Below are 13,059 nucleotides of genomic sequence, written 5' to 3'. Positions count from 1 at the left end.
AGTATTGGTGTAATATAGCATGAGTTTAATTTAAAAATTACAAAAAGCACCATAGGTGTGAATTAATTGTTGCTTTTTTGTGGGTGTTAAAAGTCAGTTTAGCAAAAGTCAAAGGACTCCATATGAATTTTAGAGAAAATATTAACTCAGAGCACAGCGTGCTTTTAGTCATCGATTTGCAAAGCAAACTGGCTCCGGCCATCGCTTCATTTAATACGACTCTAGAGTGTGCTTTACAACTTGCAAATGCAAGTGCTATTCATCAAATTCCTTCAATAATTACAGAGCATTATAAAAAAGGGCTAGGTGAAAGTGATGAGAAAATAAAGCAAGCTTTACCTAGCGCGCAGTATATTGAAAAAATAAGCTTTAGTGCCTGCGCCGAAGAGGGGTTCTTAGATACTATTTCGCTATTGCAGCGCCCTCATGTAGTAGTTACTGGTACAGAGGCGCATGTTTGTGTATTACAAACTTGTTTAGATTTACTACAACATGGTTATGCAGTGACTGTTGCTACAGATGCAATAGCCTCAAGAAATGCAGAGCACAAAGCCATTGCAGTTGAGCAGCTTCGTCAAGCAGGAGCAGTAATATCATGTGCTGAAACAATAATATTCCAATGGACAAAAAAAGCAGGGACGTCTACTTTTAAACAAATACTATCAATTGTTAAGTAGCGCACTAAAAAATTTTAAATCAACCTAATTGATAATGTTCGGCTTGATTTAAAATAAAAAATTGCCAGTTGTTAAGGGCTATACTAACAACTAGCGTGTTTAATTTATTACAAAATTAATTAAGGTTTTTATGTCTAGTGTGAGTCGATTGTTTACAATCATATTCTGTTTTTTGTTTGTCGAATCTGTTGGTATCGGCCTTTATTTCGATACACTAACAGAGGCGTTTCTGGTCGGCTTGCCCTTGTGCTTGCTTCCTATTTGGTTATTAAAAACCCAACCCGAAAGTAAAGTTACACCTCATGTTGTTGCTGCTGCAATCATGATGTTTTCATTTTTGCATATTCAGCAAGCGTATGGGCTTATTGAGGTCCATTTCGAAATATTTATTTTCCTAGCCATGCTGATAATGTTTGTTGAATGGCGAGTGTTTATTACGGCTATTGTGTTTGTTGCTATTCATCATTTATCTTTTTACTATTTACAAACGCAAAATACTGGGTTTTATGTTTTCGACCCTGATCGTTTAGCTTTTTCAACTGTGCTTATTCACGCTGCCTATGCCATAGTTGAAGCGCTTGTTGCTGGCTTTATTGCAGTGACATTAAAGCGTGAACGCCAAGCTGGTTTGTCGTTAAGTCATACCACAGAGCAAATAATGCAAGACCCAAATCAAATAAAACTTTCAATGCGAGCAGATGATACAGATAGCAGTGCAGTGGTAGGTTTTAACACGCTACTAGAATACTTGTCGGATGTTATTAAGCAGGTGCAAACGCAATCTGATTCATTAAAAAATAACTCCCAAGAGTTAATAAATGTCCATGATGAGCTGGCAGACAGTGCTAAGCACCGAAATACACAAACTGATGATATAGCTAATTCAGGTTCACAAGTTGCTCATGGTTTTAAACTGGTTGAGCAAGAAAGCAATATTTTAAAGCAGCAAGTGAGCAACATTACCGACTCTGCCCATGTTGCTTTACAAGAAGTGTTACAAACAGACAGTAAGAGTAAAGAGTTGCTCACGTTATTAACTAATACCGAAGAGCAATTAAGTCATTTAGTGGCTGCTGGAGATGTAATTACAAGCTTATTGAATGAGATATCAGGTATAGCTGATCAAACTAATTTGCTAGCGTTAAATGCTGCAATTGAAGCTGCTAGAGCCGGTGAGCATGGTCGTGGTTTTGCTGTAGTTGCAGATGAGGTTCGTTCTTTAGCGAATAACAGCCAGAAAACAACAGCTAAAATAGCATCTACATTAACAGATTTAGTGGATAACAGCCGTACTTCAACACAATCCATGAATCAGTGTGTTGAGTTTGTTGTAGATCTTACGAAAATTAGTGCCACCATGAAAGAGAATATCTCTTCCATGAGCGAGCAAATACAGGCCGTATCCACAAGTTCTGACTCAGTTGCGCAAGTAGTTGCTGAACAGGCTGGCAATACTGAGCAGATTGCAACAAGCACAGATCAAATGCGTCAACGCCAATATGAAGACGGAAAAATTGTTGATCAACTTACCGCTAAGGTACAAATGATTGATGTCAGTATCGATGTATTAGAGCAAAGTATTGCAAAATTTAACTAATAAGCGCTATTTTACTTTTACATTGATTGGTGTGTGGTTTGTGGTTGTTGTGTCGGGCTTAGTGTATTTTCAACTTGGTCAATTAAAGCCTTTTGATGAGAATAAAATGCTTGAGCGCCGTAACTGGTTTTCGCAATTTAAAGAACACGTTGTTTGGCAAAACAAAGATAGTGCGCAACTACTTATTATCACTGAAGATAATTGTGGCTGTACCATACAAGCTAAACCGCACTTATCAGCCTTACAGCGCTTTGCGAAAAATCAGGGCGTTGAGGTTCAAACATTTAAACTCAATAGCCAACTAAAGTCAGTGGTTCCGGCAACGCCAGCCGCAGTGTTAATTGATAAAAATGGTGAGTTTGTTTATGCAGGACCTTTATCAGAAGGGTTGGCTTGTTCACAAGGTAGCGGGTTTGTAGAGACCGTGATAAGCAATTTACAGGCTGGTTTTAACTCATCTTTGTTAATTGCCAACACAAAAGGGTGCTATTGCATTAACCGAGCATAAAAGAAGCTCGTTTTTATTCTACGATAACTGCTTATACTTCCTTGAACCGCCTACCTACTTTAGGTAAGCGGTTTTTTGTTGTAGGTTACTTAATCACACCATGGTTATTAAGCCATAAACACCTAGTAATACAAATACAGTGGCGGCAATAGCTCTTACTGTGTTTAATGGAATTCTTTTTAGTAACGTCTTACCGGCATAAATAACGGGTATATTTGCGATCAGCATACCAAGAGTTGTACCAATTGTTACCCACAAAACGGATTGATATTGTGCACCCAATAATACAGTCGCTATTTGAGTTTTGTCGCCAATTTCAGCAATAAAAAATAAGATTAAGGCCACTAAAAATGCCCCATAACGATCGTACTTGTGGCTAACGTCTTCGTCTTTATCGGGAATAAGCAGCCATAAGCCAACAACAATAAAGCTTATATTGACTACCCAAGGTAAGTATTCAACAGCAAAATTACCACTTAACCAATCACCAAACCAGGCAGATAAACCATGATTGATTATAGTAGCGGCAAGAATACCTAAAATAAGCGCTATTTTATTATGAAAACGTGCCGCAAGTAATAGCGATAGAAGTTGAGTTTTATCGCCTATTTCGGCAAGGGCAACAGTGACGGTAGAGGTTAAAAAAATATCCATTAATATAATCTTCAGGCGGGAATATTAAACCAAGGCAAACAGCTATCTCCCGCCATGAGGATAGTGTCTACCTAGGTCTCGCCGATAACGCTTGCTACAACATTACAAACTTACCATGCACTTAAGGTGCAATTATGTTGATAAGTTTACTCATTACTGAGCGGGCTACTCCCCTAAGAGGAGGGCGATTATTCCACAAAGTTTAAAGCAGGTAAATATATGCGGGTAACTTTTAAATTTAATAGGTCTCTTTGTGGTGTTAGTGCACAAATAAACTTGCTTTGAGCTATCAAGTCAGCTGTAATAATAAACAGATGGAAGTTGAGCAATTTGAAATTATAGACATGTGTGAAGGGATTAAAATATGCAAGGAACAATCGTTAAATCAACAATGGCAACCATTCAAAATGGAGTTATGAAAGCGGACGGAAAGTTTTGGATCACGCAAACCGACTTAAATTTTGAACCTTTTAATGAAAAATTGGGGTTAGAACAATACACAATTGCCCGCGATACAATTTTAAAAGTGGTTGAATGTAAAGGCAAGGGCGCAGGCCTTGTGCCAATAACAGCTGATGCGATAGAGGTTTTCACGCAAGATGGCAGTTCGTATCAGTTTATACTCTCAAACCCCCATGATTGGATAAGTATATTATCTAATCAAACTCGCGCTTAAAATAACCAATATGCCATCATTTAATCATTTAAATGATGGCATATAAGGTTTTTATTTAAAGTATAAGCGCTAATATGCCTCAAAATTAAAGCACCTAAACTTTAAATACATTAACTTGTCCTTGTAGCATTGCCGCAAGCTGTGCGAGTTCTTGCGATGCTTGAGCATTTTGTTGTGAGCTTTCGCTAACCGAAGTAATACTAGAACTAAATTCATTAATATTGCTGCTTAGCTCATTTGCGACCATTTTTTGCTCCTGAGTTGCGGTTGATATTTGAGTATTCATATCTGCAATTTCGGTGACTTCTTGGTTAATTTCGCTGAGCACCTGTGAAGAAAAATTAGCGTGGTCAACACTTTCTTTAGCACTGCTTTCAGCGTTACTCATAGCACTAACTGCTTGCTGAGCCATACCTTGTAGTTTTGTGATCATTTCATTAATGCTAGCGGTTGCTTTTTGAGTGTTGTGGGCAAGTTGCCTTACTTCATCGGCTACAACGGCAAATCCACGACCAGAGTCTCCAGCTCTTGCTGCTTCAATGGCTGCATTTAAAGCTAACAAGTTTGTTTGCTCAGCCACACCTTGAATCATCATCACAACTTGGTTTATATCATTGGTTTGAGTATTTAGGTCTGCAATAAGCTGCGTATTTGTATTAACCAAAGTTGAAAGCGTATTTATTGACTCGATATTATCAGCAACAGCTTGTTGTCCTTGACCTGCCTTTATGTCGGCATTTGTTGCTTTGTCAGAGGTTACTTGAGCGTTTTGAGCAACTTGCTCTATTGCACTACTCATTTGGGTAATTGCAGTTGCAATCATAGCTGATTGTTGCTCTTGCTGGGTTGCTGTACTGGCTACTTGAATACTAATTGAGTTCATTTCTTCAGCTGCTGAAGCAAGTGTTAGTGTTGCTCCTGCCATATCTTTTACTAAATCTTGGATCCGAAGTAACATATCATTAAAGTTAGATGCGGTATCTGCAATTTCGTCTTTACCCTGAACCTTAGCACGAGCTGTTAAATCGGCATTGGTTGCAATATTCGTTATGGTATCGCGTAATGACATTAATGGATTTTGTATCGAGCAGTAAATAAAGTAGGCAACAATCAGTAATAGTAAAATCAATATTGCGATCGTGGCACTCATTATTAACTTTATTAATTTATAATTTTCATCAGCTTTGACTCTAAAGTCACTCGCTTCTTTAAGTTGTAAATCAATTAAAGCCTGGTAACTGGCACTAAGCGGATCAAAGAGTTCGTAAAGCTCATAAACAAATTTATTTTGTGGTAGTGATAAAAACTCACCATTATTAATGCTTACAATTAAATTATTCAAATGCATAAGCACAGGCTTTAGTTTCTTTTCAACGTTATCTACCAAGCGCTTTTCTTCAACTGTTAGCTTTGTGCTCAAGTAAGCTTTCCATTCATTATCAGCCGTATTTCTAGCATCATTAATATTTGCTAAGAGTTCTGACTTGGTAATAGAGTCAGCACGATACTTGTGAAGTAAATCAACAATATTTACGGCGTAATTATCTGACACATGCTTAATTTGCTTAAGTGGTACGACACGGTCGTCGTATAAACTATCAATCCCTGCTACTAACCTTCCCATTGTGTTTATTGAAAAAAACGATGTAATTAAAAAAATCATAATTGGCAGCAATGCAAGCACGGCTAAACGGGTACGCACAGAATAATTGTTTAACATAGTTATCCAAAATTACAGCAATAATAAAAAAGTATAATATGAATAAAAAATTTTACTGAATTTTTACAATAAAATATTTAGGTTTAATAATTCTTATGTTTTGATTGAAGTTCCGCTTAGCGCTGTGAGTTCAACCATTCTATGCAACATACAGCTTAAATCGTTCCGCAGGTGTTTCGTATTCTAGTATTTTTCGCGGACTCTCATTGCCAAGGTGATTGTGGAACGCATGGCTTCGCCACTTATTCGACCTACGTCAAAAGGTAGGTTGGTTAAGCCGAAGACGCCACCCAACAGAGTTTCTAAGCATCAATTTAATAATGGAAAACTAACTCTAAAAAGGCGTTCATTAAACTGTGATGAAAATAAATGATTGAGTAAAGACTGACAGTATCGTTCAAACAATATTCCTATTTATTTCTTTTTCAACGATTACTATTGCACCTTCCGCATAACAAATTTATTATATAACAAATTTGTTATGCGAGTGGTTATGAAAGTTCTATTTTTGTGCACTGAAAACTCGGCGAGATCTATCATGGCCGAGGCGTTGTTAAAACATCATGGTAAAGGTGAGTACGAGGTTTACAGCGCTGGTACTGAGCCAAATAATGTGGACAGTCGAACGCTGTCAGCTATTGAACACTTTGGGTTGCGTACCGATGGTTTACGCTCAAAACACCTTGATGAAGTTAGCAATATCCATTTTGATTTTGTTATTACCCTGTGTGATAAAGCGGCAAAAGAGTGCGATAGTCGAGTTAATGGCACCAATTGCCTTGCGTGGGATTTTCCTGAACCTCGTTCCCGCAAAGAAGCCAATCCGTTTGAAAAAACACTACAAGAGCTAAATGAACGGCTCAAAATGTTTTTGCTAACAAAAGAAAAGCAAAAACTAGCGCCAATCACACCAACTACTTTTTACAAAGCGCTAGCTGATGATATTCGTTTGAAGAGTCTATTAATTATTGCTGTTGAAGGTGAAGCATGTGTTTGTGAGCTAATGACTGCTTTGAGTGAAGAGAGCCAACCTAAAGTTTCTCGTCACTTAGCACAACTTAGAAAAACGGGCATTTTATCCGATAGAAAACACCAGCAATGGGTTTTTTATTCGATCAATCCAACACTACCAGAGTGGATGAAGCAAACTATTACATCAACGGTAGTGAATGATCCCATTTTCATTGAACAAGAGCTAGCCAGATTAAATGCGATGGGTGATCGTCCCACGCGTGTAGCAAGCTGCTGTAACTAGGGAGTATTATTATGGGAATTTTTGAACGCTATTTATCTGTTTGGGTCGCTATATCAATTGCTGCTGGTGTCTCATTAGGGGTTATTTACCCGCCGCTTTTTGAAGCAATCGCAGAGCTCGAAGTGGCGCATGTTAATATCGTCGTTGCCATCTTCATTTGGGTAATGATCTACCCCATGATGGTACAAATAGATTTCTCAACAATTAAAGAGGTGGGTAAAAATCCACAAGGACTGGTGTTAACTTTAGTGATTAACTGGCTTATCAAACCATTTTCTATGGCTGCATTGGGTTGGCTTTTCTTTGAAGGATTGTTTGCAGATTTTGTTTCACCAGAAACTGCACAAGAATATATCGCAGGAATGATTTTACTTGGCGTAGCGCCATGTACGGCAATGGTATTTGTCTGGTCGCAATTAACTAAAGGTGATGCAAACTACACGTTAGTTCAAGTGTCGGTTAACGACATTATCATGATTTTTGCATTCGCCCCACTTGCCGGATTACTGCTGGGGGTATCGGATATTCATGTGCCGTGGGGAACTTTGTTCACCTCGGTTGTGTTGTACGTATTACTGCCTTTAATTGCAGGGATATTGACCAGAAAGCACTTAAATGCCTCAGGTCGCGATGAAACAACTATTACAGCCTTGTTAGAAAAGTTAAAACCATTTTCTGTCATTGGTTTATTAGCCACAGTTATGCTGTTGTTCGGCTTTCAAGCTAACACTATTTTAGACCAACCACTCAATATTTTGTTAATCGCTATTCCGCTGGTTATTCAAACGTATGGCATTTTCATCATTGCCTATTTTATTGCGCTAAAAATCAAGCTTAAACATAACATTGCAGCTCCATCGTGCTTAATTGGTACATCAAATTTCTTTGAGTTGGCTGTAGCTGTAGCGATTTCTCTTTTTGGCTTGCATTCAGGTGCAGCGCTAGCAACCGTGGTTGGTGTACTTGTAGAGGTGCCTGTGATGCTATCTCTCGTAGCGATTGTAAACAGAACAAAACATTGGTTTAACGAATAATTAAGAGGATTCTTATGCAAATGCACCCTTATGACAAACTGACACTTGATAATGGCGCTAGTTTTATATTTACGCCATGCCCAGGAACGAAAGAGGTTGATTTAACAACATCGGTAAAGCAACTAAAAGATGCGGGAGCACAAGCGATTGTTACTCTGATGTATGACGCAGAAATAAAGAAAAACGAGGCCGAAACACTTCCTCAAGTTTGTAACGAACAAGGCATAAAATGGTTTCAGTTACCTATTTTAGATGATGATGCGCCTAATAATGACTTTGCAACGGCGTTCAAATCTCACCTTGATGACGTGTTAGCTATTTTGCGTAATCAGGGCACGATAGCTGTGCACTGTAAAGGCGGTTCAGGTCGCACGGGCTTAGTGATTGGCATACTGATGTATGAGTTAGGTTACAACAAGACAAGCATTATTAACCAAGTACAGAAAGTACGCCCCAAGGCGCTTTCTAATCCTGTGCAACTTTCATTTTTTAATGAATATCAAAAAGTAGGAGTTTAACCATGACAATTAAAATTGGTATTAACGGTTTTGGCCGCATGGGCCGATTAACGCTTAGAGCAGCCTTTGGTTGGCAAAATATTGAGTTTGTGCAAATCAACGATCCTGCTGGCAACGCAGAAACACTGGCACACCTATTAAAATACGATTCAGTGCATGGCACTTGGTCACATGATGTATCTAATGATGACAATAATGTGATAATCAACGGTCAAGCTATTCGGGTCACTCAAAATCAAGCAATTAACGATACGGATTGGTCTGAATGTGATGTCGTCATTGAAGCATCAGGTAAAATGAAAAAAACCGATCTGCTGCAAGCCTACTTAGATCAAGGTGTTAAGAAGGTGGTGGTCACTGCACCAGTGAAAGAAGAAGGCGTACTCAATGTGGTGATGGGGGTTAACGACCACCTTTATAATGCTGAACAACATGCCATTGTGACAGCAGCATCTTGCACCACCAATTGCTTAGCACCAGTGATAAAAGTATTACAGGATAAAATCGGCATTAAACACGGCTCGATGACGACTATCCATGATATTACCAATACTCAAACCATTTTAGATGCTCCGCACAAAGATTTACGCAGAGCGCGTGCCTGTGGCATGAGCCTAATCCCTACCACTACGGGCTCTGCAACGGCTATTACCCATATTTTCCCTGAATTAAAAGGCAAACTAAATGGTCACGCCGTTCGCGTACCACTAGCAAATGCATCAATAACTGATTGTGTATTTGAAGTTGAGCGTGCAACAACGGAAGCTGAAATTAATGCTTGGATGAAAGAAGCGGCTGAAGGCGAGTTAAAAGGTATTTTGGGCTATGAAGAAAAGCCGCTAGTATCTATCGATTATAAAACTGACCCGCGTTCTAGCATTGTTGATGCACTGTCAACGATGGTCGTTAACGGCACTCAGTTGAAGCTGTACACATGGTATGACAACGAGTGGGGATACGCCAACAGAACGGCTGAGCTTGCTCGTAAAGTCGCTTTATCAATTTAAAGGGTAATGTAACACTATGAAGCGCTTGGCATCATTATCAGACGATATTAAGCAATACCTTGTTGTTACAGGTAATTATTGGGCATTTACCTTAACCGATGGTGCACTACGCATGTTGGTAGTGCTTCATTTCCACGCGTTAGGTTATAGCCCGCTTGGTATTGCTATGCTGTTTTTGTTTTATGAAATCTTTGGCGTTGTAACCAACTTGATTGGCGGTTTCTTAGGTGCTCGTTTAGGGCTAAATAAAACCATGAACATTGGTTTGGCTATTCAAATTGTTGCCTTGCTCATGCTAGCTGTTCCCTCTGAATGGTTAACAGTTGTATATGTGATGATTGCCCAAGCGCTTTCTGGTATTGCCAAAGACTTAAATAAAATGAGCGCTAAAAGTGCTATCAAGTCGTTGGTTACCGATGGGCAAGAAGGCACGCTTTTCAAATGGGTAGCTATATTAACAGGCTCCAAAAATGCATTAAAAGGCGTTGGCTTTTTCTTGGGTGGTTTACTGTTAACCTTATTATCGTTTAAAGGTGCAATGCTGTTGATGACGGGTGGTTTAGCACTTGTATGGTGTTACAGCCTTTACGCTTTAAAAAGTGATTTAGGAAAAGCGAAGAGCAAACCTAAGTTCACCGATATATTCTCAAAAAGTCGTTCAATTAACCTTTTGTCGGCTGCACGACTATTCTTGTTTGGTGCACGTGATGTCTGGTTTGTGATTGCACTGCCCGTATTTTTATCGCAAGCCTTTAATTGGGATCATTGGACGGTAGGCGGCTTCTTGGCACTATGGGTGATTGGCTACGGTTTCGTACAATCTATCGCACCTAAGGTAATGAATCTCAAAGAAGGGTTCTCGCCTGCTATAGAAACAACCAAATGGGCGAGTTCACTGGCACTGGTTACATTAGGTATCGCTTTATCCCTGTATTTTAATTGGCAAGTAAAAACAGTGCTTATTGCTGGTTTAATGTTGTTTGGTGTACTGTTCGCCATTAATTCATCGCTGCACAGTTATTTAATTGTTAGCATGGCAGATGCCGACGGTGTTTCCCTCGATGTTGGCTTTTACTATATGGCTAATGCGATGGGGCGTTTGATTGGTACAGTATTGTCAGGCTGGATTTTCCAGCTATATGGGTTAGCGGCTTGTTTAGCGATATCGTTTGTATTTATTACACTGGCTGGGCTTTTCTCAACAAAGTTACCAACAAAAGCAACTAAATAATTATATAGCTGATTTAATAACTATCCTATGACACTCATCCGTCAGGGGATAGTTAACTACCTCATGGCAATAAGCTTTTAGCTTAATGGTTGCATTGTGACACAAAACTACTGCCTTTCTAAAAGGAGTGAACGTATAAATTAGCTCAAAGACACCTATAAAGTATTTACCCTAAAGCGTTTTGAGGCAGAGGGAAGGTATACCGCATGATTGAAATTGGCACTGAGCCGAACCTCGGCTGTTTGGCGATAAGCAGTCAGTCGAGTTTCTCTGTTTGACGTGAAACTTTATCCGTATGACTATTAGCTTATTGGCGTTTTTTTCAATCCATTCTTAAAATTTATTTTGTTGTTATTTTCGAGTAGTTTTCGTTTAATAACATGATATTTTTTAAAGATAGCTACTGGCGAATCTTCATCCCTTTAGTGAAAGCTAATGCCGGAGCACACATAAGGAAATAGGTATAAAATGGACACTACAATACGAAAAGCTGAATCAACTGATATCGCTGCAATAAAAATGTTGTGGCAGTTTTATCAATACCATCAAAGTATATTTGACTTAGAAGATATTGGTTTAGATGGTTGCTATGATATTGATGAAGAGTATTTAGAATGTGTAGTTCGTGGTGAGGAAGACTGCAGTATTTATCTTGTACTCGTTTCTAACCAAATTGCTGGTTTTGCTACCGTAGAACCAACTGAGATCGTTGGCAAAGAAATACCTGAGTTGGCTGATATTTTTATTCTACCCAAATACCGAAAACAAGGCATTGCCAAATTTGTTATTCAAAATTTGATGCCTGTTGAAACAAATCAGTGGCATGTAGCAGTCCACTTAAACGATAGTTTAGCGTTAAAATTTTGGAATAGTTTGTTTGCTAAATTAAATGTTATGCGTGTTGATAAAGTTGACCCTCCTGAAACAGAAGGCTACCACGAGTTTGTTATCACTAATGCCTAACAAGAGACTATGGAGGGCGTTACCAATGTCTGCTCATGGCACAAAACGGAAATAGCCCACTCACTAATTCTATATTGATACATTAAGGCTTCTTCAGGCTTGTTGTAATTAATATTGTTAATTAAACTATTAAACCTACTTAAATTTAAGGCGAGACTTTAGTTAATAAATCTCAATTTAAGTGACGCTGGCTACTACCCTAAAAAGTTAACAGTAGTGAACACCCCAACAAGTTAAGTCTATTTTGAAAGCGGATTGCTTTTTATCCATTCTTTCAAGTGGTCAATGAAGTTTCTAACTATCATCGATTGGTTTTTCCTAGACGGATATAATAGGTTAATTGAAATTGATGGGTCACATTCCCAATCTTCTAAAATAACCTTTAAGCGCCCTTTTTCAACACCTTCTTTAATATGCCAATCTGACAAGAGTGCAATACCATGATCTAATTCCACCATACCCAAAACGCTATCCCCTAAGCTAGAAGAAAAGCTGGGGTTTAATTTAACTGTTTTTCGTTCACTTTCTCTAATGAATGACCAGTTAGTTTCATTCCCAACGGTTAATAAACTATGATCAGTTAAATATTCAGGTGATTGTGGTACTCCTTCTTTTTCTAAATAACTCGGCGTTGCACATAATACTCTCTTTGTATCAGATAGCTTTTGACCAATTAATGATGAATCTCGCGAAGGGCCATGTCTAATCGCCAAATCAACACCTTGTTCAGTTAAATTAACTAAACTATCTGTAGAAATGATTTCAATATTAACCTGCGGGTAACTTTCTAAAAAGCTGCTAATCACAGGTAATAGATAGCTTTGTGTAAAAGAAGCTGACGCAGTTATTTTTATTTTTCCTTTTAACGTATTAGTTGGGTCGAGGTCATGTTCAATCTCATCGCTAATACTTAAAAGTCTTTGCGCATGGTTATATAGCTTCTCACCCGTAAATGTCGGACTAAGGGTCCGTGTTGTTCTATAAAATAATTTAGCACTCAGTCTGTTTTCGAGCGCTATCAACCTTTTACTCACTGCTGCAGCCGTTAGGTTGTGAGCATCAGCAGCCATTCGAATAGATTTGAGTTCAAAAATTGTACTGAATATCTTTAGTTCTTCTATTGAATCAATCAAATTATCAACCTTTTGGAATTAATCATTAAACTTTTAGTGTGTTTTTGGTTGTTAATTATGTTGATAACATCACTTTCGTCAATAAC

13 protein-coding genes are annotated in these 13,059 nt (G+C 38.4%); 10 read left to right on the top strand and 3 right to left on the bottom strand.

Translation table 11 applies throughout. The annotated features are described in order from the left end of the window. Positions 1-122: 122 nt before the first annotated feature. The 3 genes from FLM47_RS18620 (at position 123) to FLM47_RS18610 (ending at position 2,782) form a co-directional block, all read left to right on the top strand. A complete protein-coding gene (locus FLM47_RS18620) occupies positions 123-677 on the top strand; it encodes an isochorismatase family protein (protein ID WP_138606764.1) in 555 nt (184 codons plus the stop codon). Between the two features lie 130 nt (positions 678-807). Continuing rightward, positions 808-2,274, top strand: coding sequence for a methyl-accepting chemotaxis protein (locus FLM47_RS18615; RefSeq protein WP_138606766.1), 1,467 nt, complete (start codon positions 808-810; stop codon positions 2,272-2,274). Further along, a complete protein-coding gene (locus FLM47_RS18610) occupies positions 2,258-2,782 on the top strand; it encodes a DUF6436 domain-containing protein (protein ID WP_178957385.1) in 525 nt (174 codons plus the stop codon). The genes FLM47_RS18615 and FLM47_RS18610 overlap by 17 nt, the downstream gene beginning before the upstream one ends. A 93-nt stretch (positions 2,783-2,875) precedes the next feature. Here the strand turns inward: FLM47_RS18610 and FLM47_RS18605 are convergent, their stop codons facing one another. After that, positions 2,876-3,436 (bottom strand): TMEM165/GDT1 family protein, encoded by a 561-nt coding sequence (locus FLM47_RS18605; protein WP_178957383.1) that lies wholly within the window; start codon positions 3,434-3,436, stop codon positions 2,876-2,878. 364 nt (positions 3,437-3,800) lie between these two features. On the opposite strand from FLM47_RS18605, the gene FLM47_RS18600 reads away from it, so the two are divergent. Next, a complete protein-coding gene (locus FLM47_RS18600) occupies positions 3,801-4,112 on the top strand; it encodes a hypothetical protein (protein WP_178957381.1) in 312 nt (103 codons plus the stop codon). Positions 4,113-4,206: 94 nt separating this feature from the next. Here FLM47_RS18600 and FLM47_RS18595 read toward each other — a convergent pair whose 3' ends face one another. Then, positions 4,207-5,832, bottom strand: a complete 1,626-nt coding sequence (locus tag FLM47_RS18595) for a methyl-accepting chemotaxis protein (RefSeq protein WP_178957379.1) — start codon at positions 5,830-5,832, stop codon at positions 4,207-4,209. Between the two features lie 493 nt (positions 5,833-6,325). Here FLM47_RS18595 and FLM47_RS18590 point away from each other — a divergent pair, with 493 nt between their 5' ends. From FLM47_RS18590 to FLM47_RS18565, 6 genes are all read left to right on the top strand, one after another. Continuing rightward, the gene (locus tag FLM47_RS18590; RefSeq protein WP_036983845.1) at positions 6,326-7,087 is read left to right on the top strand and encodes a metalloregulator ArsR/SmtB family transcription factor; all 762 of its coding nucleotides are present in this window, start codon (positions 6,326-6,328) and stop codon (positions 7,085-7,087) included. 11 nt (positions 7,088-7,098) lie between these two features. Next, positions 7,099-8,121 carry an ACR3 family arsenite efflux transporter gene (arsB, locus tag FLM47_RS18585; protein ID WP_178957377.1) on the top strand — a complete coding sequence of 341 codons (1,023 nt, stop codon included), beginning with the start codon at positions 7,099-7,101 and terminating at the stop codon, positions 8,119-8,121. A 14-nt stretch (positions 8,122-8,135) separates the two neighbouring features. Beyond that, positions 8,136-8,639, top strand: a complete 504-nt coding sequence (locus tag FLM47_RS18580; protein ID WP_178957375.1) for a dual specificity protein phosphatase family protein — start codon at positions 8,136-8,138, stop codon at positions 8,637-8,639. 2 nt (positions 8,640-8,641) lie between these two features. Beyond that, positions 8,642-9,646, top strand: coding sequence for an ArsJ-associated glyceraldehyde-3-phosphate dehydrogenase (locus tag FLM47_RS18575; protein WP_178957373.1), 1,005 nt, complete (start codon positions 8,642-8,644; stop codon positions 9,644-9,646). A 16-nt stretch (positions 9,647-9,662) separates the two neighbouring features. Next, positions 9,663-10,877, top strand: a complete 1,215-nt coding sequence (gene arsJ / locus FLM47_RS18570) for an organoarsenical effux MFS transporter ArsJ (RefSeq protein WP_178957371.1) — start codon at positions 9,663-9,665, stop codon at positions 10,875-10,877. A 468-nt stretch (positions 10,878-11,345) separates the two neighbouring features. Continuing rightward, on the top strand, positions 11,346-11,840 hold the full coding sequence (locus FLM47_RS18565) for a GNAT family N-acetyltransferase (RefSeq protein WP_178957369.1): 495 nt from the start codon (positions 11,346-11,348) through the stop codon (positions 11,838-11,840). A gap of 239 nt (positions 11,841-12,079) precedes the next feature. Here the strand turns inward: FLM47_RS18565 and FLM47_RS18560 are convergent, their stop codons facing one another. Next, on the bottom strand, positions 12,080-12,973 hold the full coding sequence (locus tag FLM47_RS18560) for a LysR family transcriptional regulator (RefSeq protein WP_178957367.1): 894 nt from the start codon (positions 12,971-12,973) through the stop codon (positions 12,080-12,082). Positions 12,974-13,059 lie beyond the last annotated feature (86 nt).

The organism is Pseudoalteromonas sp. Scap06, assembly GCF_013394165.1.
Lineage (GTDB): Bacteria > Pseudomonadota > Gammaproteobacteria > Enterobacterales > Alteromonadaceae > Pseudoalteromonas.
Note: the sequence above shows the minus strand (reverse complement) of the source record. Positions and strands in the feature narration are given on the sequence as shown.

Coding starts and splice junctions, on each gene's coding strand:
- FLM47_RS18615 (WP_138606766.1), top strand. CDS start 808: ATGTCTAGTGTGAGTCGATTGTTTACAATCATATTCTGTTTTTTGTTT.
- FLM47_RS18605 (WP_178957383.1), bottom strand. CDS start 3,436: ATGGATATTTTTTTAACCTCTACCGTCACTGTTGCCCTTGCCGAAATA.
- arsB (WP_178957377.1), top strand. CDS start 7,099: ATGGGAATTTTTGAACGCTATTTATCTGTTTGGGTCGCTATATCAATT.
- FLM47_RS18600 (WP_178957381.1), top strand. CDS start 3,801: ATGCAAGGAACAATCGTTAAATCAACAATGGCAACCATTCAAAATGGA.
- FLM47_RS18590 (WP_036983845.1), top strand. CDS start 6,326: ATGAAAGTTCTATTTTTGTGCACTGAAAACTCGGCGAGATCTATCATG.
- FLM47_RS18565 (WP_178957369.1), top strand. CDS start 11,346: ATGGACACTACAATACGAAAAGCTGAATCAACTGATATCGCTGCAATA.
- FLM47_RS18580 (WP_178957375.1), top strand. CDS start 8,136: ATGCAAATGCACCCTTATGACAAACTGACACTTGATAATGGCGCTAGT.
- FLM47_RS18575 (WP_178957373.1), top strand. CDS start 8,642: ATGACAATTAAAATTGGTATTAACGGTTTTGGCCGCATGGGCCGATTA.
- FLM47_RS18620 (WP_138606764.1), top strand. CDS start 123: ATGAATTTTAGAGAAAATATTAACTCAGAGCACAGCGTGCTTTTAGTC.
- arsJ (WP_178957371.1), top strand. CDS start 9,663: ATGAAGCGCTTGGCATCATTATCAGACGATATTAAGCAATACCTTGTT.
- FLM47_RS18595 (WP_178957379.1), bottom strand. CDS start 5,832: ATGTTAAACAATTATTCTGTGCGTACCCGTTTAGCCGTGCTTGCATTG.